Genomic DNA, 21,792 nt, shown 5'->3' on the forward strand with positions numbered 1-21,792 from the left:
CTTATATTTGTTTTAATTTAGCAATTTCCTGTTTTAATTTCTGAAAATCTTTTACTAATTTCTGAATCATACAAACACTCATTCCATTTAGATTTTCCCAGTTAATGTAATGTAAATCATCACCTGTCGGAATATGTTTGTATTCTCCATTAAAAACGCTTGGTGTACGCTTACCAACTATGTTGTAATCATCTATGTTTAAATCATGTTTAGCAAAAGCTCTTTCTATCGCCTGCGCAGTTGTTCCAAAGCATATACCATTTCTTTCAGCAATTCCGTCATATTCAAAACTGTAAATTGGTATATCCATATAAATATCCTGAATATCGGGAATCTCAACAATATTTTTCTTGATACGTTCATCTGATGATACTTTAGACTTCACATATCCTACTGTGGCCAAGTTACCATATCCTGAACTACCCTCAGATATAAAACCTCTGCAGTTTTCAATCTTAACATTTCCCGCAGAAGAATATAATACATTTATTTTTGATGAATTTAAGTCAATTGCATCCCTTGGATTAAAATAAGCATTGTTTATCCAAACACCGCCATCTGAACTATTTATATCAACTTTTCCTCGATTCGTACTTGATTCAGCACCAATTACCAGACGCTTGCTTGCCCCTTGCGCTTCAATAAAATCTGTAAAAATAACATTTGACCAGACTTTTGTTCCACCACTCGCCCACTCAAGTCCATTGTTTGTTATATTAAACGGACCCACTGAACCTGAAGTAGCTTCGACTTTTCCTTTCATTCTGACATTACCATTTCTATCTAAACTAAAGTTAGAACTATTTACAACAAGCCTGTTAGAATTAAGTGTAATCTGCTCTGATGACTGGTTTATCTCACTACATACCCCACCCACAGAAACTTTACTGTCTATCTGATTTTTTGCCCATGTTGTTGTCGCATAACTGCTCATACCCGCAATCGTTTGATAATTCCCTAGTGTAGCTTTATCGGCTTTCAAACTAAGTTCTGAAGATTTAGCATAATTGTTCATTCCATCCTTGGTTTGATATATTTCTGACACTTTAGCATTTATCTCTTTTGCTGTCTGTTTTAATTCTGAACCTGTTATATAATCGCCATCAATAACTCCGACTTTTGTTTTTATTTCATCAACCGTCTGACTAATCAAAGAAAATTTCTTTTTGTTCTCTTTGTCTTTTTCATAAAATTCTGATTTCAAATTAGTGCTGCTTACATGAAATGCCGACATTTGTACCTTTTCTTCTCTTCCTTCTTCATCCGCTGTTAGACAATATGCCGTCATTGCTCCACCATATTCAAGCTTTATCGCATATATTTCAATACTTCCCAAATCATCTGCCGGAGTAAATACAGGCTTTCCTTTTTTGCTGTCATATGTAAAATCATATTTCACTCTCGTTGCTTCTGAAAACTCATACACATCCCCAACTTCAAGGCCAACAGGATAATAAACCATTGCTCTGCCTTTTATATATGCTGATAACGTATATACTTTCCCATCTTCCGGCATAAATGAACTGTCTATGTATGAATAACTGTCAGATAGTCTGAATATTTTACATTCATAATGTTTATATTCTCTGTCCCATTGTTTTTCACCGGCTTCTAAATAATTTCCAACAAATGACCATCCATCCTTCATTGTTTGACTGTCATAATAAAGGTTATATCCAAGATCATCTAAAAGCTGTGATTCAATCCGGTTAAAAGTAACATCTAATGTCTGTCCCGTAGGATCATAATTTATTGCGCTGGACTTTATCGTTTCTGTTCCATCGTTTATTTCCTTTATCAAAGACGGAAGATTTATTTTTTTCGCATTTATATTTGCGTTATCATCTACCATCTTGTCATTGATAAGACCATCCCTTATTGCATTTTCAGTAATTCCACCTTCGCCCCAGAGAACATTTCCATTTTCATCATATATTATGATTGTATAGTTGTCGTTTGCATCCTTGCCAATCTGAACTCTTACCTGATTTCCATCAGATATCTGCATCGTTGAATCTTTCAACACCATACAGCCATCTTTAGACTGTATCTGTACATCATCCGTATAGATTTTGCCTGCAGCTATCTTATCAGCAGACAACGATTCAATAAGCGCACTTTTAATAACACCGTTGCTCATCCTCGCTACAACAGAATCTGAAAAGTCCGATGTAATTATTGTATTCCTGATTGTGTCAATAATGGCCGAATCCGATGTAAGATTCTTTATATTTCCCACAGCAGCTGTTATATTATCTGTTGTTATCGTTTGAGCAACAATATTTTTTATAATTGCGTCTGTAGCTGTAAGACTGTCTATCTGTGCCACTTTAGCAACCAGGTTATCTGTCGTTATACTTGACGCCCTTAAGTCTTTTATCCATGCCTCTTGTGCAGCCAACTGCTTAGTTACAACAACATTCTGTGTATTGCTTTGGTCTACAATAAGACTTAATTTTTCACCGGTTACTGCACCAGCTATAGAACCTGATGCTGTAGCCGCCGTCGTATTTCCCACACTGAAGCTGTCATTTGCAGGATTGTCAAGACTTATCGTCTGTTTATTTACCCTTAACATGACACCATCAATACCAAGCAACTTAGCATTAACTTTGTACCAGTTTCCAACCTTGATTTTTTCTTTTGTACTATCAAGAAGATGTGGGTCTATTGCCGATATTGTATAGCTACTGTATGGCTCAGAATAAGCTTCAATATATTTTTCCGCTTCTTTCAAGAGTTCCTTTGGCTCTTTGATATCCTCATACAATATTGTACGCTGAATTACTCCATACAAATTTTCATTCTTTGAAAGATACTTCTTTCCACTATTTACAGAGGCTATGCTAACCCTTTCAAGATTATCCTCATCAGTATAAACTTTTGTACCAAGTGGAATTATTCTCGTACAAAGATTACTCATGTCCTGCTCACATGAATAAGATAAAAGATTGTTTCCAATTTCTATTACACTATCACCGCATATCTTTCCAATCTTTTTTGAAACTGTCAGCTTGTCCGGTACTGCTTTTCCATCAACAACCTTATAAGAAAGTAAAATCTCCCAGTTGTATTTTGAAATCAATGCTGAAAATTCATCAAATGTCGTTCCTCCGCTTGTTGATAACTCTGCTTTTTCTGTATCTGTAACAGTCTGGTCAAACTCTATTTGAAATGTATGCTGCGGTACACTGCTGTTATGTCTTTTAATCAGTTCCTTTGCCATATCAACAGGTGACATATTAAACGGCTCAATATCTGTACTACTGTCCTGAAGATAGGCAAGATATCCCTCACAGGTTACCTGCTTGTATATCACTCCATTGTTATCCATCAGTGGAACAGCTTTGAGAACTCGACCTAAAAACTCTACATCATTATCATCAATACACTGAATTTCAGTAAGACATGGTACCAACATTTCATATCCGGGATTATCCGGATAAATATCACACGACAATGAATCAATACAGTTTAATTCTCTTGATATACTTCCCGACAATTTTCTCTGCATATCATCCGGCTGCATATTATGAATAATTTCATTTTTAACTGTTCTGTTTTCAGTTTTTTTAAAAATTGTAATAGTCCTCATATAGTCTTTTCACCGCCCTCTTTTACTGAGTACATATACGGATCTGCCTTAAATGTAGCAGTAATAATACAAGCTTTTCTCGTTGATGCAGACGCATCAAAGGAACTGATTTTTGCTTTAAAAAACTTCTCAGGCAATGCACTGTCAACAAATCTCACCTTACCAGCCTGAGCATACAGCCAATTTGCGACCTCATTTTTAGACTTCTCAACCTCTAATCTATCTATACACTTTTTCCACATCTTTACTGTGATAGTTCTGTCATCGTAAACTTTCAATCCAATTAGGTCATATACATCAATTGTCGAGTCACGAAACGGAACCGTAGTCTCAGAGCTTCTAAAAGAAGGATATCCTATATCTATACTCTCCACTGTCATTCCCTTGTTAGATGCCCTTATGTCATTAAACGAAAAATCACGCATTTGCTATCCCCCTTCTCGTAAGATTAACCTTTGCCCCCTGTAACATATCCACAGTGTTTAATGCAGCTTTTCCAACCACATTTCCATCCATTTGAATCGTAAGATTTAATTGCTGATTTGATTTTTGTAAACCTGATGCTCCTGAACTTACATCTTGTACCGTTGTTGGAAGGTTTCCGGTAATAATGTCTGCAAGTCCCTGTGTTTCCCTTTGCAATCCCTGTGCAAAACCAAGACCTGTATATGCTCCAAGTTCAGCCATTACTTTTGACGGTGAATGTATTCCAAGGTTTTTCTTAACCTGCTTTACCGTCTGTCCGGTAAGCTTCGCTATAGCCTTATATACATCATTACTTCCTTTTTCTATACCATTCGCAAATCCTTTTGTAACATAAGCACCTATTGATTTCATCTCTTTATTGTAAGTTTTCTTAAGTTTTGCAATCTTAGTCTTATATTTTTTCTCAAGATCTTTCATCTGCTTTTCCGTTGATTTTTTCAAATCTTGATTTTGCGTTACAGCTTCCTTTTGTGCTACAACATTTTTTTGACTATATAACTGCTTATACTCTGCCCATTGCTGGTCATTCATCTTTGTAAGAGTTTCAACATCACCTGCAGAAGTCACACCAAGACCTTCTATTTCTTTCATCATCTCATCTGATGCTCCTCTATTGCGAAGTATCTGCAAATTTGTACGCCATTTTTGAAGTGCATCAACCTGACGTTGTAAATTCACTACAAGACCGTTTTCATCATCCGTTTTTGACAGACTAACATCACTAAAAATACTAAAACTTGATGTGATAGATTCCTTAGTTGACTTCACCTCTTCGTTATATGTATTTTTAAGTTCTTTCAACTCTGATTTAAGAGTTGACATATACTCTTTATAACTTTTTTTATAATTACTTAAATACTCTTTTTTACTATTAACAAAATTATTTCTTGCTTCATAATACTGTTTCAAAGCCTCGGTATGTGCAGATGTCCCTTTTTTCGTTGCCTTAACAACCTTATCCCAATACGTTTTAATAGTCTTTTCATTGTAACCATTGCCATTAGTCTTCAAATCTCTCATTTCAATTTTATTTTGAAGATTTGTAACAAGAGCCTGCTGTTTTTTCTCAAAAGCCTTTCTCTGTGCCTCAAGCTTTTTCTGACGCTCTTTCTGCTCTTTTTCCAGCTTTTTTTGATATGCTGCTCTCTGCTTTTCAAGACTTTTCCTCTGTTTTTCACCATTGTTAGTCACCTTATTTCTTGCAGCATAATATTTCTGCAATGCTCTTGTATGCGCAGTAGTCCCGGCATATGTAGCATTAACTACAGCTTTCCACCACTTTGCAATCGTAACATCACTATAACCTTTTCCATTTGTTTTCAGGTCTTTATTCTTTATTTTATCTGACAATTCTTTTACAAGAATATTTCCAAGTTGTTCAGCAGATTTTCCAACATTTTTGGAACTTGATTCAATACCCTGTATCAAACCATCAACTGTATATTCACCAGACTTTTTAAAGACTCTTGAAGGTGAATGAATATCAAGTTTCTTTTTAAAAGCCTTATCAGCAGCATCACCTAAATTCTCATAAGCTTTAACAACCTCAGCTTTCTTTTTCTCCACTCCGGCAAGCAGACCATCAACACTATTCACTCCGGCATCTTTCATAAGTTTTGTTATCTTATTATTAGCCCTCTGTATAGCATCTAATGAATTTTGTCCACCCTTTTCAAAACTTCTCTTCATCCCAGAAGAAATATTTATACCAACCTTATTAAGCTTTTTCTGCATATTGTCGGCACGCTTCTGAATCTGCTTGTTTATCACCTCATATGCCACTGTAGGATCATCTGAACTTCCATTTATTCCTTTAGTTATTTCCTCCGGAATATATGCACCCTGCTTTCTTGCATTGACAGCAATTACCGTCAACTGCTTATTTATCGCTGTTCTCAAAGCAACCACCGCTGTCTCAGGCGACTTGCTTCCATCCTTTAATCCAGCCGCCAACCCTTTAGGTATTTTTGTACCTGTTTTTTTTGCAATACTTACAGAATTATTGAAAGCTCTCTTTGTGGCATCATCAACTTTTAATCCTGAGCCACTCATCTGAGCAACGGCAGTATCAAATGCTTTTCCAAGATTTTTATACTGTTTTGCAGCTTTCTTTGCGGCATTGGCTGAAGCATTTGTTTTGTTTTTCTGCTTATCTGTTACTTTTCCATAATCATCTATCTCTTTTTGTAACTTTTTAATATTTTCTTCACAATCACCTACTATTTTTTTCTGTTCTTCGATTGTTTTATTTAACTTAGAAGATGTCTTATCATTTCTCTCCTGCTCTGCCGCATATTTGCTTTGTGCCTCTATCCATTTTTTATGCTGTTCATTATTATTTACATCGAAATATGCATCATTCTGATGCTTTTTAGCTTCCTTATTCCACTCCTTTTCTGCTTCAATTGCGGCGTTCTCCGCTTTTGTTACTCTATCTTCTGATTCTTTAAGTTCTTTGTTAGCCTCGGTAAGTAAATTTTTCGCTTTACGCTTCTGTTTATACTGTTCTTTTATGTCATCCCATGCTGCCTGCGTCATATACAACTGCTCATAATTTGCAACTAATTTTTTTACTTCAGTATTAGATAACTTAAGCTTGCCAGTTTCTTCATCATAAGCTTTCGCCAGTTCAGGTATCTGTCCTGACAACGAATTTACTATTGCTTTCATTTCATTTTTTTGAGAAGTATTCTTTTTCTCAATTGAATTAAGTTTCATCAATTTTTCAGCCTGCATCTCCACTGCTGCCACTTCTTCCTCAGCAGATGAAAAACTATCCTTTGCAGCTTGTACACTTTCTTTTATAGCCTTAGTCTTTTCGTTCAGCTTATCAATTTCTTTCTGGTCCGCCTGTGCTGCCTTTTCAGTTGCAGTAACATTTTTCTTAGTTTGCGCTTCTGCTGCTACAAACCCTGCTACAAGTGTTGCCAAAGCTGTTGCCGCAAGTCCTATAGGATGTGCCATAAGAGCTACTTTAAAAGCTGTAATAAGTGGAGTAACTGTTTTTACGACTGTAAGCCCAACAAAAATTGTCGTCAATGTAGCAAGCGATGCTGTAAGCGATACAACCGCCTTTACAACATCTGGATTTTCCTCAACAAATTCCTTAGCCCATGAAATCGCTTTCTGACCATGCTGATACATACCGTCAAGAGACTCATTAAGCTGTGTTCCGATAGCAATCTTTAAATTCTCAATACCATTTAACATCTTCTGTTTAGCTGTCTCTGATGTATCAGTCATCTTTTTATAAGCCTCATCAGCCGCACCGGTACTATTCGTCACCTTTTTCAGAGTATTGTTATAATCCTCTGTTCCTGTCTTTAAAAGAACTGTTGCTGCAGTTGCAGCTTCCTGACGGCTGAAAAGATTTGAAAATGCTGTTGCATCACCGCCAACGCTGTCACTTAATATCTGAATAACATCACCAAGCGATTTTCCCTCTGACATTAACTCTGCAAATGATTTGCCGGTTTCTGTCTGTAATGTCAATGCGACCTTTTGTCCCTGTTTTGATAGTTCTTTCATAAGAGACTTAATATACGTCGTAGACTCACTTGTTTCAATACCTCTTTTAGTAAGCTGTATATATGCCGTTCCCAAGTCCTGCAATGAAACACCATAATTCGCCGCATTGGTAGCAACTTTACCAATACTTGATGCCAGCTCATTAACCGATGTTTTACCTAAGTTCTGTACTGTCAGGAATACATCTGATACCTCAGACGCATCTTTAACCTTATTTCCATAAGAATTAAGAACCGTTGTAAGACCATCAATTGCCGTTGTACTGTCTGTAAATCCACCTTTTGCAAGTTTAGTGGCTTCACCTACTGTTTCCACCGCCTTTGATGTATCAACACTCGCTGATATAGCCTGATATGTTGACTCAGCTATATCCGTCACCGCCGTTCCTGTCTGTGTAGACAGGTCAAGCATCTCCTTATTAAGTGTTCCCATCGACTTTTTCGATGTATCAGCAATCGTACTAACCTTTGCTGAAGCTGTTTCAAACTTCTCAGCACTCTCAGAACACTCATACAATGATTTTGCTATGTCCTCGACCTTTTCTTTTATTCCTGACGCAACAATCTGGTCTGCAAGATTATTAAAAGCCTGTCTGTTACTTTCTCCAAGCTGTTCAACACTAACCCTTACTTCCCTGACTGATTTTCCATACTGGTCTATTGATGTTGCACAGCCATTTGCCGAGTTTTTGGCCTCTTTCATATACTTATCATTTGTATTCAAGGCTCTGTTTGCTCTGATAGTCTGTGCTTCCGCAGTATTTAACTTATTTTTCCAGTTTTCTACTCTGCTGCCGGCGGCTTCATAATTTCTCTCGCCTTTTTTTATTGCCTCTGCAAGTTCATCAATGGTTTTCTGCTGCTTATCAAGCTCCGCATCCGTGGCTGTTCCGGATTTCTTCATTTTATCCATCTCAGCCTGTGCATTTTTATAATCTGCTCTTAACTTTTCAAGACCATCTGCAACTTTTTTCTGCGACTCAGCACTATGCACATAACCGGCTTTTGTTGCATCGAGTTTACTTCTCTGTCCCTGAAGCACCTGAGAAAGAACTTTATGCTTTGCCTGAAGTGCTTCAAGACTGTTCGCATTTTCGGCATACTTCTCTTTAACAAGACTAAGCTCTGATTTCATTCCCCTAAGCTGTCTATTACAATCCTTAACCGCTGCATTAAACTCTTTCTCACCCTCAAGCACTATTGATGCACCAATTTTATTTTTATTCGCCATCTTATCACTCCGCTTCTAAAAATTAATAATTTCTTCTCTTTCCTCTGCACTGGTTATCATCTTCTCATATGTATTTGCAGAGCCTCCTGCAAACATATTGCAGATTGAAGATGCAAGCATACTCATTTCAAGGTCAAATACATTCTTATATTCGTAGTACAGATCAGAAAATTCCCCGATTGACAGAAAATTACATTCTGTCTCAGAGCATCCCAGTTTTGTCTTTGCAATCAACTTATACCAGACGAAATTTATTCTCCCTCCGTCTGGCTCTCCGAGTTTTTTTCATCGTTCTCATTTTCCGGAAACATTGAGCCTGCATATGTGGTAAAAATTTCTGTTGCAAGTTTTGCCGGATTAGAAACCGCATACACAATCTTTTTATCAGGAGCTTTCTTCCCTGTAGCCTCTGCCCCTTCCTCAAGGAAAAGCATTGTAGTATCAAGCAGCACCTGATAATCAATTTCATCCAGATAATTTTCACTTTTCTCAGTATCATCACTTCGTGAAAATATCTTATTTTCAAACTCTTTCAAACTTCCATACTTTTTCTGAAGCTGTGCAAGTGCTCTTATTCCACAACAAGCTGGATAAGTCTTCCCATCAATGCTCAGATTAAATATCCTCATAACCTCACCATCCTCTCACATCAAAATATGCCGCACTGCCCGGCAATGCAGCATACAACTTTTCAAAAAATAACAAAACTACTCCGCTGTCGGTGTAAATAATGCTTTAAGAGCAGCTACGGCATCTGCCTCCGACTCAACAACAGCCGTTCTTCTGTAAAGCCCTGTCTGCTCATCAGGGTAAATAGTACCTACAACAGATGGTGTTGTATATTCCAACTTTTCCTCTTTAGTCTTTGCATCAACAGAATACGGTGCAAATTTAACTTTCGGATAGAAAACAACTTTATACTTTCCACCATTTTTCTTGCTGATATAGCCAAATCCTACCGCTATAGGCTCATCATTGCTTGTAGCATCATATACATCAACTGTTTTCGAGTCTCCGCCGCTTAATGCAATGCTGTTTTTCTTCTGTCCAAGAAGCGGGCCAAAGATAGCAGGATCGTCATCATCAATACCAAGCGTTATATCACCGCCTGTTACTGAGCTGTCGCTGTCCTGCAATACATCATCCGCATAAAGTTTCGCATCATTCGAGTTTAAGTTTTCCTTGAACTCAATCGCCCCCGCAAGTTTGGAAGGTGCTTTATACTTACCATCCTTTAACTCACCATGTAAAAATGCTTTTAAACCTACCTGTGCCATTTAAACCTCGCTTTCCGCTATGTTTGTCTCATAGCATATGTGTCTTTTTTTAACATCTCTCTCAACAGTATTTAAGGCAACTTTTGGATAAGAAAAACCGCTTAAAAATAAAGCGGTTTTAATAGCCTTTTGCATATTGAGATAATTTTTATTTAAAGGTACAAAAAGATGTACCTGAAAATACATTTCATTCACAGCCGGGTTATCATCTGCAAATCCGCCCGGCTTTTCTGCTGCCACATTATAAACAATGTATGTGTCTGCATTTCCGTCATAAACATCCATAGCAACCTCTGTGCATACGGATTTCAAGGCAGTTTTCAAATCACCAAGAACACTCATCTTTCCTCCATCAACCACATAAAAATTTATTTATAAAATACTGCTGACCTTTGCCTGTAATCTTTGTTGTTTTTGTTTCCAGAGGGAGTCCATTTCCTCTCTCAACTGTCCTCACAACAATTTCAAACAATCCAAGTTCCATTGCTTTCTGTGTCGGAGCTGTTGAACCCTGACAAATATAACCTTTTTCACGAAGCCACTTGTAAAATCTCTTTTCTCCAAGCTGCACCCCATTCTGCCTTATCATCTTTGCCACATCTCTTACAAGCATCGAACTATCTGACGCAGAAACGGCATCTGCAAATATTTCTTTTGGCTTCATACGCCTGTTATCATCCAAAAGTTTTGCATTATCCTCTTTTAAACGATTGATAGTTCCGTCTGCCATCTTCAAAGCTCTTGCCATGACCTGCTCAGGTGTATTCCATGCCTTTTCAAGGTCAATAAGATACTGCCTGCACTGTTTGCCTTCTGGTGTCCTCTGTATCATGCAAATCTGTTTCGCCATATCTACAGAGATTTCATAATCTTTTGATGGTCTACCACAATTTTCAGTTTTACTCATTTTTGAGTAAAAGTCTAATCCCTCTGAAAAACCATATTCAACCATTCTCGGAAACCAATCGTTAAATCTTGTATTGATTTTCAATCTTTCGTGCAACTCCCTTGCTGATATTGTCTGTTTATCTAAATCTACTTTTAATAAATCGTTCATTTTATCCTCCTCGTGCTGTTATTATTTATCCAAAATCTTTCGTCTGATAGCATCTACACCTTTTTGATATACAAGTGTTTTTGTTGTCACCTGCGGTTCACCGTTCTTCATATACTTCTGCTCGATAACCCTGAACCAACCACTATCAACATATCTCTGATAAGGAACATTGAACCTGTCCAAAATTCCCTCATTCCTTAAAAACTCAAAAATATTATTTCTTCCATAACCCTTAATTGAAAGAACTTTCGCAACCTCATTCATTGAAATAGCTGTCTTACTATCCGCCACCGCATCGAAAAATTCTGCTTTTGGTGTCATTTCCTCAATCTGCTTGTCTTTCTGTTCAAGCATTTTCTGAGCCTCGATAACCGCAAGTGCAATCAAATTATTTCCGCTTGGAAGCTGTGTCTGAATAACATCTTCCATCTCATGAAATCTGTTTATGTACTTTGCTGTAAACTCTGTACCTTTTACACCAGTCAGCTTGTGTGCTATAAACTCGCAACCTTTCTTTGTGACAAGATAACAAGGTTTCTGCCTATTAGACTTGTCTGTGTACTGACTTTCTGTGAAAAAATCGGTGTGTCCAACTTTGGACGCATCTAACTGAGTTATGTAAACTCTTATATCCCTTAACAATTTGTTATGTTCTTTTTCAACCATCTCCGCAACTTCTCTACTATCAATATATTTCTTTTCTACTATTCCTGAATTATTCATATTTTTTTCTCCTATCCTGTTGATTTTTTCCTCGGAGTATCTTATACTTTCATTACAAGATACTTTCTTGTTTAAAGACAATTCCAATGCTTTGTGGGCTGTGGGAATTGTCTTTTTTCTTTCTACACTTGCTGCTTACTTTCACAAGAATGTCGCCAAAGACTTTTGTTTTCTTCGTCTTATCCATGCGTTCTATACATTTGACAACCTTTACAAAACTCTCCTCTGACAGTTCAACTAAACACTCCAACATTTCCAATGCCATAACTTCGTTTTTACTCATCTTTAATTCCTCCTTGTCGAAATTGATATTTTATCTTAATGTCGTTACTATCATTTGAACGCACCTCATTTCATATTGATATCATGGCAAAAAGTATGAGACTGAAACATCAAAGTATTTAGCAATTTTCTGTAATTTTTCAATCTTGGGTTTACTTTTTCCTTTCTTCCAATCTGAAAATGTAGAACTTGGTATTCCTGTAGCCTTTGAAACCGCATATGCTGTTACACCATTTTTTCTAACCAATTCCTCAAATTTTCTGTAAGAAAACAATCAAAATCACCTCCTTCTATGAATTCTTAAGTATTGCAAATATTTAGGAAATCCTATACAATAGAACTACCAAAACGCTATTATTATTTATTTTTTTGTTTGTGATTTCGGATTTCCTAAATATTTAATCAAAGTATAATTTGGTTTTCCTAAATTGTCAAGCACTTTTTATGATTTCCTAAAAACAAAGGAGTGATTATCATGTTTGAAAGATACTTGGAAATGTTAAAAGAAAAAAAGCTAAAAAACATTGATGTATCAAGAGCAACTGGAATTCCGGCAAGTACATTCTCTGATTGGAAAAAAGGTAAATCCTCACCAAAAAGAGATAAAATCGAAAAAATTGCTAATTTTTTTGAAATTAATCCTGACTGGTTAGCTGGTACATCAGATATTAAAACAAAATTCCAAGAACATCCACAGCAAAAAGTTCCTTACTATTTCAATTCAGAAACAAGCAAGATTGCTCAAGAAATATACGATAACAAAGAACTCTCTCTTTTATTTGATGCTGCAAGAGATGCTGATCCAGAAGATCTTGAAATCGTACACAATATGCTTATGGCTTTGAAACGGAAGGAAAAGAGAGATTGATTCACAATAGGACACCTCTAAATTGAGCTGTCCTATTTCTCTGTAATATCCCATTCATTTTCACAACATCCTTTCAAAAACTTCCTGCATCTTCTCTAAAACCTTGTCCTCACTGCTATTCACAGCAGACTGCATAAAAGGTCTTGCCGGCTGATGACTGTTTCCGTATTCAAGTGCAAGTGCTTTCTGATAATTTCTAAACGGTTCAACTTTTCCGTTTTCACGGGTGTAAGTAGATTTTGTTGAAGCCCCCTCCGCTGTCAGATAGCCGATGTATGCACCATTTACAGTTTTCTTTGTCTTACGTTTAATAGAACTTATAAGTTCACCTGTATCCCTGTGTGACTGCAACTCACTTTTGACCGAACTTTCATAAATCGGCAATGCCTCATCTATCATCTTTGGAGCTGCCTCATCAAATATATTTAAAACATCATCAAACATATTATCCGGAAAATCAAAATCAAATACCGCCATCATTCCACCTCACTGCATGACAATTCAATGTAATACTCGTCTGTACGATACGTTCTTTCTACCTTGTACAATTTTTCATCGTATTTCACATTATTTTGTCCTGAATACTCGTCAAAAGCTACTTTAAAGACCTGCACGACCTTTTTATTATTTCTCAAAGCATTATAAAACTCACTCTGTCTTACCGACTTGACAGCACAAAAAACTTCCAGTTCCTCTCCGGGTACTTCCACCTCAAAACCATCCTCATCTTCTTTCTTTTCCCCTTCACTTATAAGAAAAAGAATATCATTCAGTGCTTCCATTTGTGTATTCACCCCCAAGCGAAAGAAAATCACGAAGTCCTTCAAATGCTTTCTCAAATCGTTCAGCCTGATTATCAAAGTTAAACTGCCACTTACAATACAATTCGCAAGCCTTAAATATAAGCATATCCTGTGTATCAGCACACGCTTTTTCTTCTGATATGCCTACTCCTCTGAGCAGAAGCAGACATATCTCAATATTGCTTTCAATCTCATCATCAAGGGAACTGTGCTTTATTCTCAGGCTCTTTTTGATTTTCTCTCCAAAATCCGTCAAATATTACACCCCCTTGACTGCTTTTTCCTGGGCTTCAAGAAAACTCTCTATAATAAGACTCTAACACTGTAGCCCTGTTCATCAGCAAGAGCCTTGATATCAGATATAGTCATCCCTTCAAGCTCTTGCTCCGTATAAGTTGAAATCGTGTTAGGGACTATGAGTTTTTTTGGATAACCTCGACAAGCGAATTTTTGTCAACGACCTTTCCATCTGCCATCATAATAGCCTTTGTCATCTGGTCGTCTGTGTCGTGGTCTTCGTAACGCTTAACCGTTACATTAAGATTAGTATTAAGCATATAGTCCTCCATACGGAACATAAAAGCTACTACCGTATCTGCTGAAACAGTTGAAGAAAAATCTGACATATACTCAGATGACACAAAGTTTACAGGTCTGCCAAGTATTCTGTACTCAGGCTTTCCGGAAACTCCGGCATTAACACGGGCAATAGGCTGGCCGCTTGTATCTGTCATAGCTGCAATCTGATTAAAGTATGTACTCTTAGTCATATACCATTCAGCAGACTCATAAGCAGCCGGAAGTTTTCCCTCTGCATCACATAAGTTTTTAAATGTAATATCCTTACCCTTTGCAATTTCAACTTTCTGACCCTCTACTACTTCAACGGCATCTGACAAAATACCCTCAGGCTGATTTGCAGATGCACCCTCTCCTGCAATAATAGCCTTTTCTAATGCCTTAACCATTGCCTCTGCGATATTGCTTGTAAGAGTTCTCTCAAACACATCAAGCGTTACGGTATCAACAGCGATCGAAACCGCAACAACACACTTTAACTTGAAATAACTGAAAGTGATAGAGCCAAGTGTTTTCTTCTGCTTATCTGTCTTTCCTCTTTCAGTAGTCCATGTTGCAACAGGTTTCGCAGCCGAAGTAGGGACTGTCGCACCGCCTTTGTAAAAAGTTCTTGTAACCTTGTTAAGAATGTCACCTGTCTTTTCCATTTTCTCAACAATTTTATTAAGAATTGTATTCGGAATAACTGCACCCGTATCTGAAGTAGTTGTAACTTCATCACTATTTGTAAGATTTGCAGACATCTTCTCACCATGCAGCACATAATTCATAAAGGCAGAACGATATTCGATACTGTTTGTAGGATCTTCTTTGACAATATCACCCACAGAAGCCACAATTCCATCTTTAGTACCTGCATGAGCCGCATTACTGAGTACATTTGGCACTTTAACAGCACCTTTCATTGATTCAACATTGGCTTTCGCCTCTGTGTACTGAGTATATTCATCGTCAAGAGTTTCAACATCCTCCAGCTTTGCCTTATACTCGTCCATCTTGCCATCATCAAGAAACTGTGTGGCTTCATCAAGCATCTGATTACGATAATCAACATAATCCTGTCTGCTTTTAAAATTTTTGATTACATTCATAAATTTCATGTTCAAATTTCCCCTTTCATTCTTAAAATTTTGATTTTTTCCTTGGCAACAAAAAAAGCCTCACTCGATTTATCAGCAAGACTTCTTGTTTCTGACCCTTTGATAAGATTTCTTATCTTCGCCTTTGTTTCATCCGGTATAATTCCACCAAATGCGTTATTTATGCTAAACGGCATATTGCCGCTTTTGCCTGTTTCTATCAATTCATCAACAAAACCATATTTCATAGCCGTTTTTACATCAAACCATGACTCTCTATCCATCAAGTCAAGCAGTTCTTTTTCGCTCCTGCCTGTTTTCTGCTGATAAATAGCTGATATGGCTCTGTTTGCCGTCTGTAATATCTGCGACTGTTTATCCATATCGTGATAATTGCCTCTTGCACCGCTTGAAACATTGTGAATCATATACATTGCAGTCGGAAATGCTCTCACATGACCTGTTGCACACGCCACGATGCTTGCAGCACTACAACATGAACCGCTTATATCCGCCTGAATATTACCTTTATACTGACTGATACTATAAGACATATCAGAACCGGCAAAAACATCACCACCACCGCTGTTAATAACGATAGTTACATCATCACCATTTGCATTCTCAAGCTGTTTATCAATATCTTTCGGACAAAAAGCATCATAACCAAACCAGTCATATATCCACTTATCATCATTGTTTACAATAGTTCCTTTTGCATCAATCTTCACCATCACTTCCACCTCCCTCTTTCAGCTTTCCGGTATCTTTTCTAAGCAGTGCAACATCTCCACCCGGAACAGGTGCAAGATTAAGGTACTGTCTGACCTCATTTATAGTCATTATTCCTCTGTCAACAAATGAAGTAAGCTGCAGCTTTGTGCTCATACTTGCAAAAGTAAGATTGCTGCTTTCAAATATGATTTTATTACCACAATTTCTCTGCTTTCTTGAAAACAGTTTTCTTGTATATTCATTTGCCATCTGGCATATGATAGGCTCTATCGCAGCCTCATAGTATGAAATCCACTCATCCTCGTCATAATTTGAATGAACAATCTTGTCATTTGTGTTAAAAAAACCATACACTCTCTGTATGGTTCTATCCGTCTGCGCCGCATTGGGTACATAATCATTAGGTTTTATCTGCTGTGCCTCCGCTTTAGAATCAACTGCTGCCACTCCAAACGATTTTGAAGCTGTATTTAAATAATTCTCAGCAAATTGCCTTGCCTGCTCCTGTGTATCTTCAGGTCTTAACGATGTGGAACTAAATTTGAGCAGCCACCTTATTACAGCACCATTTTTAACAGCCTTGATAATTCCCTGGTCCGATGTAGTCACAACATTCATAAGTTCCACTAGTGCTTTTCCCGGCGGTTCACCAAATATATCGTTATCGCAATAATCTTCACGCAAATGAATAATGTCCGTGTACGGTATTTCCATCCACTTGCCATTTTGAAAATAAAATTTAAGATAAAGCACCTGATTATAATATTTTGCATCAACAGATGCAGCCGGTATCGGATATAAGCCACAGGGCAGACCAAAATCATCCCTTATTATCAAAATAAAAGCATTATGATTAAGAGCAAGCTGATTTGCAACTTTCTCCTGCATCATCTGCCCGGACATATACTCATTAGGTTCTTCCAAAAGATTTTTTATGTATGGCATGGGATTTACAGCAATATCCTTTGACCCATCTTTTTTAAATGTTTCCCGGATATGTTTAGCCACCGCCTTACCTATAGCCTTGGTCTTTGGTCTTATACATGAACGCACTACATCAGACTGATACAGCTTACCATTCCACGCATAAAATCCATTGCCGACATCGGTAATCATTTGGAAAGAGCTTTTCTTACTTACATTTTTAAATCTACTAAAAATTCCCACAATTTCTCCCTTCCAAAAATTTATATAAGAGACAGATATTCTTCAAGGTGATTTTCAAGCATGACATACGCATCCAGCAGACCGGCAAGACCGTCAATTCTCCTTGTAGGACTTGTACCCTTACAAGGCTGGATATTATTATTTTTATCAATATCAACAGATGTATTGCATATGCACCATTTAAGCACCGGATTGTTGTTGTAAATAATTCTCTTTGCCTTAAGGTCAGCACCCAATGATTTCATTGGAGAAGATAAAGTTTTCTTTCCCTGTGCCACCGGCTCCATAACGCTGCGGCCAAATGTGTCGTTCATTTCCTCAACAAAATATGTTGCACTCCATGCGTCATAGCCATCCTTGAAAAGATAAATATCTTTTTCAAGCTGCATTTCTTTGAACCACTCGACCACATACTTGTAATGTATTTTATTTCCGGGACAGGTTCTCATCCACCCCTGTTCAATCCATAAATCATAAGGAATTTTATCTTCTTTTACTCTTTGCTCCACCAAATCTTCCGGAATCCAGTACATCTGCTCAACATAGATATTATCATCACCGGGCACCATGAAAAGCATTGTTGCATTTGTCAGGTCATTGGTTGATGACAAGTCATTGCCACCTATTCCATACCTTGGTTTAAGCTCTGCTATATCAAATAATGCGTTATTATCAATATCTTCAAAATTAAGCCAGCTCTCTGATGATGTCTCTCTGATATTAAACTCTTTGCAAACAAGGTTCTTTACAAGAAGCGGATTTTCCTGAGCTTTTCTTACTTTGTCTCTCAGTGTATCTTTATTCTTGATGGTTCCCAAGCCGGGGTTTGCCTTAATCCAGCAATCTTCCTGAACCCATTCCTTACGGCTGTCAAGCTCATAAATAAACGGGAACAAATGTGGATCTTTATAGCCGTTATCATCAAAAAGACCATTGATAACTCTCTCAGCTTCATCATATTTTTGGTCGTAAATATCTTCCCTGATAGTTCCTGCCGTAGATGTGATATATATAAGCGGCTGGTCTCTAGCCGTCACACCATCTGCCATAATGTCATACAATGCTTTGCCATTCTTCCACTGATGAATTTCATCCATCATACAGCCATGAACATTCAGACCGTCAAGACTATCTTTGTCAGATGCAAGTGGTCTATACACACCATTATTAAACTCCTCACTGGACAGCTTTGACACAAGCGGCTTTATCCTTTTGCGAAGTGCCGCCGATTTAAGCACCATTCTCTTTGCTTCTTCCCAAATAATATTTGCCTGTTCTCTCTTAGTCGCAACAGCATATATCTCCGCTCCCGGCTCTCCATCCGCAATAAGAAGATACAAACCAACGATAGACGCAAGCAGCGACTTACCATTTTTCTTACCAACAATAAAAATCGACTCTCTGCACTGTCTGTTTCCATTATCATCAATAAAGCCAAACACTGCTGCCAAATGTGCTTGCTCCCACAATTCTAAACGAACATCATTTGTCGTTCCCTTTTTATGTTTTGACAATTTACAATAGTTTTCCGCAAACTCCAAAATATGATTTGCTCTCTTTGCCGAGTAATGATATTCATCCGGATTTTTAATATGCCATGCAAGATACTTGTACCATCTGTATATCTTATTTGATACTTTAATCTCACCTTTTTCAATCCTGTCAAAATACTCAAGGATAGGATTGTAATCTAAACAATATCTTCTCATACATCCTCACGCCCTCCAACAAACTCATCAAAGCCATCGTCTTTCTCTACAACCTCAACGGCTTTCGTTTTCGGAAGACAATCCTGCAATATCTTCATTGCCTGGGTCTGTTTCTGAGAAAACTGTAAATAAAGCTGTGCATCAGGACTCTGTTTAGTTCCGTATTGATTTTCGCCATTCTTGTATTCCACTGTAGTTCCGTCACGAATGATATTTTCCCTGAGGTCCTGCATCGTGATACTCATAAAAGCAACATCATCAATAGTAGCAAAGACAAGTTTCTTTTTGTTCTCGTCAATCTCCTTAAACAACCGCTTCAATCTTGCAACTTCTTTTTTCACCCGCTTTTGTTTGTCTAAATACTGCGAAATACTGTCTGCTTGTTCATCCCTACGCATTGCTTCCTCTTCAATTTCTTCCGGTGTTACCACTCTATTCTCACCTCCTGATACCACACCCCCCTTGTGAAATGACCTGCGTTTCAAATCAATCTGGGCTACCGGTGTTTTCAAAACGCCCCAAACGCCAATAAACAGGGGGGTTAGAGCTTTGCTATCGGCTGTCCGTTCTCATCGAACATGACAAGCAAGCCCTGTCTCTTGTTATTAACTCCATGCCCATCGAACTTATCATGACAATCCTTACAGACATACTCTAAATTGCCATGATTTAAAGTAATATCAGGATTTAATATGTTCTCAGGTGTAATGTGTGTACGATGATGTACGATATATCCAAGCTGTTTACCACATTCCTGACACATACCTCCATCGACCGCAATCCTCTCACTTATAAAAGACCTCTTACAGTCTTTCCATGCTTTGCTGTGATAAAATTTGTACGCATATTCCTTTGCCATCTCTCAACCTCACTCATTTGACATATCTTTATATTTTGTCAAATCATCTTTATCTGTGTTCTTTCATTAGAGTGCAACAAAATTATTTACTCCCATTTGACACACCTTTAATATGTCAAATACCGCATATAATAAAAAAAGAAGCTACCTTTTTCGCTTCTTAAATGATAAATTTTTTATTGCTTTGTCCTTATTATCCTGATTTATTCCAATATATCTGAGTGTAATTGATATATCTGAATGGTTAAGTATCTCCTTTATCGTCACTGCATCATGCGTCTGCTGGTACATATGATACCCAAATGTCTTTCTAAGAGTATGCGTTCCTATCTTATCAATATCAAATTGTCTGCCTGCTTCAGATAGAATGTTGTAAGCCTGCTGTCTGGTAATCGGTCTGTTACCTCTTGGAGACTTAAACAGATACTCATAGTCATCCTTGCCATATATATAATCTTTTATGACAGGCTTAAGCTCTGCATTGATAGGAAACCTTTTCTCCTTTCCAGTCTTTTTCTCCCTGATATAAACAGCATCTTTCCCTTTAACATCACGCACACGAAACTTTAAAATATCAGATATTCTCAGTCCCGTGTATATACCAAACATAAACATCATATAATCTCTATCGCTCTTACCCTTTAGGTATTCAGCAATATCCATCACAACATCTAAATCTCTGATAGGCTCAACAGTATTCAACCAACCACCTCCCAACAGTACAATAACCGTTATAAGTGTAGAAAAAAAGGAGAAGATATTATCCTCTCCTTAATCAAAACTACTGTTCCTACTCTTGCGATATTAGCATTATATCACAGAATTGCTTCGTGTGATTCTCATTTTTTTAAAAATTTATTATATTTTTATATACATTTTATTCTTATTTTTATACTTTTTCTTTCATTTATAAGGTACACATATATGCGTTTTATTAAAGTAAATTTTAAAACTTACATAATTCCTTTGAAGAAAAAATATGACATTAGTTTTTTAAAGGAGGAATTTATATGAAAAAAAATACAATAAAAAAAATTATTTTAACAACCCTATTGCTAATAATCAAAACTATATCAATAATGCCTGTTAATTTTTGCAACAACAGTTTAAAAACCTGCTGTAATGTACTAACATTTTTTATTGATAATTCAAATTATATATATAATTGTTGTAAAACGATTATATATACTTTTTTTAAGCATCGTTAAAATGATAAGACTGTTGCACTCAGCATAATCTATACAATTTATAATAGTTTTCTTTTTTACATATTGCCTGAATAATGCTTCGTGCAACAGTTATTTTCTCTATAAATTATCTTACTTTTTATTTCTGTTCATCTATAAACTCACGCATCATTTTTGAAATCTGTGACGCCTGACTCACTCCTGCTTTCTCACAAGCTTCTTTAAATTCGTCAGTCAGTTCTTTTTTCAACTTGAACGACTTTGATATTATACCGACCTTTTTTTGCCACTTGTCTGTGGCTTTCGTCTGTGCCTTTGGCATCATGTCACCTCTTTACTTTTTCTTATTTTCCTGCTATTATTTTTATACCAAGGACAGAAGCAGGAAGTTGTGGGTCTGCCCTCGGTTTGTTGTTTGTGTAAGCTCTACTTTTTAAGTAGGGCTTTTACTTTTTCCTTTGCCTCTTGCAAGTCTTTGCTTTCTTCCAAGATTGCTAAGATTTTTCTTGTTTGATTTTCCTCTGCTGTATCTTTTAACAATTCCGCTAAGTTCATTTCTTCGTTCTCCATTTCTATCTCCTTTCCTGCTATTCCCTTGCTACAATTATATAATACCATACGGTGTCCC

The 21,792-nt window shown here is 37.0% G+C and carries 24 protein-coding genes; 1 reads left to right on the top strand and 23 read right to left on the bottom strand.

Annotated elements, in window-relative coordinates; all coding sequences use genetic code 11:
* Position 1 precedes the first annotated feature (1 nt).
* The 11 genes from ACZLXV_RS07590 to ACZLXV_RS07640 form a co-directional block, all read right to left on the bottom strand.
* Positions 2-3,595 carry a phage tail spike protein gene (locus ACZLXV_RS07590; RefSeq protein ID WP_482382998.1) on the bottom strand — a complete coding sequence of 1,198 codons (3,594 nt, stop codon included), beginning with the start codon at positions 3,593-3,595 and terminating at the stop codon, positions 2-4.
* Positions 3,592-4,020, bottom strand: coding sequence for a hypothetical protein (locus ACZLXV_RS07595; RefSeq protein ID WP_482382999.1), 429 nt, complete (start codon positions 4,018-4,020; stop codon positions 3,592-3,594). The genes ACZLXV_RS07590 and ACZLXV_RS07595 overlap by 4 nt, the downstream gene beginning before the upstream one ends.
* Positions 4,013-8,839, bottom strand: coding sequence for a phage tail tape measure protein (locus ACZLXV_RS07600; protein WP_482383000.1), 4,827 nt, complete (start codon positions 8,837-8,839; stop codon positions 4,013-4,015). Before ACZLXV_RS07600 ends, ACZLXV_RS07595 begins: the two co-directional genes overlap by 8 nt.
* Positions 8,840-8,854: 15 nt before the next feature.
* Entirely contained in the window at positions 8,855-9,073 is a 219-nt protein-coding gene (locus ACZLXV_RS07605; RefSeq protein WP_482383001.1) for a hypothetical protein, read from the bottom strand.
* Between the two features lie 17 nt (positions 9,074-9,090).
* Positions 9,091-9,468 (bottom strand): hypothetical protein, encoded by a 378-nt coding sequence (locus ACZLXV_RS07610; RefSeq protein WP_482383002.1) that lies wholly within the window; start codon positions 9,466-9,468, stop codon positions 9,091-9,093.
* Positions 9,469-9,546: 78 nt separating this feature from the next.
* On the bottom strand, positions 9,547-10,116 hold the full coding sequence (locus tag ACZLXV_RS07615) for a major tail protein (protein ID WP_482383003.1): 570 nt from the start codon (positions 10,114-10,116) through the stop codon (positions 9,547-9,549).
* On the bottom strand, positions 10,117-10,458 hold the full coding sequence (locus tag ACZLXV_RS07620; RefSeq protein ID WP_022014506.1) for a hypothetical protein: 342 nt from the start codon (positions 10,456-10,458) through the stop codon (positions 10,117-10,119). It abuts the gene before it with no gap.
* A 10-nt stretch (positions 10,459-10,468) separates the two neighbouring features.
* Positions 10,469-11,173 (bottom strand): phage antirepressor KilAC domain-containing protein, encoded by a 705-nt coding sequence (locus tag ACZLXV_RS07625; protein WP_482383004.1) that lies wholly within the window; start codon positions 11,171-11,173, stop codon positions 10,469-10,471.
* A gap of 21 nt (positions 11,174-11,194) precedes the next feature.
* A complete protein-coding gene (locus ACZLXV_RS07630; RefSeq protein ID WP_482383005.1) occupies positions 11,195-11,896 on the bottom strand; it encodes a phage regulatory protein/antirepressor Ant in 702 nt (233 codons plus the stop codon).
* A 52-nt stretch (positions 11,897-11,948) separates the two neighbouring features.
* The gene (locus tag ACZLXV_RS07635) at positions 11,949-12,179 is read right to left on the bottom strand and encodes a hypothetical protein (protein ID WP_482383006.1); all 231 of its coding nucleotides are present in this window, start codon (positions 12,177-12,179) and stop codon (positions 11,949-11,951) included.
* Between the two features lie 81 nt (positions 12,180-12,260).
* Positions 12,261-12,452 (bottom strand): helix-turn-helix domain-containing protein, encoded by a 192-nt coding sequence (locus tag ACZLXV_RS07640; protein WP_482383007.1) that lies wholly within the window; start codon positions 12,450-12,452, stop codon positions 12,261-12,263.
* Positions 12,453-12,653: 201 nt separating this feature from the next.
* Between ACZLXV_RS07640 and ACZLXV_RS07645 the strand changes: the two genes are divergently transcribed.
* Complete coding sequence (locus ACZLXV_RS07645) at positions 12,654-13,046, top strand: helix-turn-helix domain-containing protein (protein ID WP_482383008.1); 393 nt, start codon at positions 12,654-12,656, stop codon at positions 13,044-13,046.
* Between the two features lie 60 nt (positions 13,047-13,106).
* On the opposite strand, the gene ACZLXV_RS07650 is transcribed toward ACZLXV_RS07645, so the two are convergent.
* The 12 genes from ACZLXV_RS07650 to ACZLXV_RS07705 all read right to left on the bottom strand — a co-directional run bounded on the left by ACZLXV_RS07650 (position 13,107) and on the right by ACZLXV_RS07705 (position 21,782).
* Complete coding sequence (locus tag ACZLXV_RS07650; RefSeq protein WP_482383009.1) at positions 13,107-13,526, bottom strand: HK97-gp10 family putative phage morphogenesis protein; 420 nt, start codon at positions 13,524-13,526, stop codon at positions 13,107-13,109.
* Positions 13,523-13,828, bottom strand: a complete 306-nt coding sequence (locus ACZLXV_RS07655) for a phage head closure protein (protein ID WP_482383010.1) — start codon at positions 13,826-13,828, stop codon at positions 13,523-13,525. The genes ACZLXV_RS07650 and ACZLXV_RS07655 overlap by 4 nt, the downstream gene beginning before the upstream one ends.
* On the bottom strand, positions 13,812-14,105 hold the full coding sequence (locus tag ACZLXV_RS07660) for a phage head-tail connector protein (RefSeq protein ID WP_482383011.1): 294 nt from the start codon (positions 14,103-14,105) through the stop codon (positions 13,812-13,814). Before ACZLXV_RS07660 ends, ACZLXV_RS07655 begins: the two co-directional genes overlap by 17 nt.
* Positions 14,106-14,262: 157 nt before the next feature.
* Positions 14,263-15,528: a phage major capsid protein gene (locus tag ACZLXV_RS07665; protein WP_482383012.1), complete on the bottom strand. Its 1,266-nt coding sequence runs from the start codon at positions 15,526-15,528 to the stop codon at positions 14,263-14,265.
* A gap of 2 nt (positions 15,529-15,530) precedes the next feature.
* A complete protein-coding gene (locus ACZLXV_RS07670; protein WP_482383013.1) occupies positions 15,531-16,241 on the bottom strand; it encodes a head maturation protease, ClpP-related in 711 nt (236 codons plus the stop codon).
* Positions 16,228-17,409 (bottom strand): phage portal protein, encoded by a 1,182-nt coding sequence (locus ACZLXV_RS07675; RefSeq protein WP_482383014.1) that lies wholly within the window; start codon positions 17,407-17,409, stop codon positions 16,228-16,230. Before ACZLXV_RS07675 ends, ACZLXV_RS07670 begins: the two co-directional genes overlap by 14 nt.
* A gap of 20 nt (positions 17,410-17,429) precedes the next feature.
* Positions 17,430-19,118 carry a terminase large subunit gene (locus tag ACZLXV_RS07680; protein WP_482383015.1) on the bottom strand — a complete coding sequence of 563 codons (1,689 nt, stop codon included), beginning with the start codon at positions 19,116-19,118 and terminating at the stop codon, positions 17,430-17,432.
* Positions 19,115-19,630 (bottom strand): hypothetical protein, encoded by a 516-nt coding sequence (locus ACZLXV_RS07685; RefSeq protein WP_482383016.1) that lies wholly within the window; start codon positions 19,628-19,630, stop codon positions 19,115-19,117. Before ACZLXV_RS07685 ends, ACZLXV_RS07680 begins: the two co-directional genes overlap by 4 nt.
* A gap of 29 nt (positions 19,631-19,659) precedes the next feature.
* A complete protein-coding gene (locus tag ACZLXV_RS07690; RefSeq protein ID WP_022224077.1) occupies positions 19,660-19,977 on the bottom strand; it encodes an HNH endonuclease in 318 nt (105 codons plus the stop codon).
* A gap of 144 nt (positions 19,978-20,121) precedes the next feature.
* Positions 20,122-20,679, bottom strand: coding sequence for a site-specific integrase (locus ACZLXV_RS07695; protein ID WP_482383017.1), 558 nt, complete (start codon positions 20,677-20,679; stop codon positions 20,122-20,124).
* Between the two features lie 624 nt (positions 20,680-21,303).
* Positions 21,304-21,489 (bottom strand): hypothetical protein, encoded by a 186-nt coding sequence (locus ACZLXV_RS07700; protein ID WP_482383018.1) that lies wholly within the window; start codon positions 21,487-21,489, stop codon positions 21,304-21,306.
* A gap of 101 nt (positions 21,490-21,590) precedes the next feature.
* The gene (locus ACZLXV_RS07705; RefSeq protein ID WP_482383019.1) at positions 21,591-21,782 is read right to left on the bottom strand and encodes a protein phosphatase; all 192 of its coding nucleotides are present in this window, start codon (positions 21,780-21,782) and stop codon (positions 21,591-21,593) included.
* Positions 21,783-21,792: the final 10 nt, after the last annotated feature.

The organism is Butyribacter sp., from assembly GCF_056818865.1.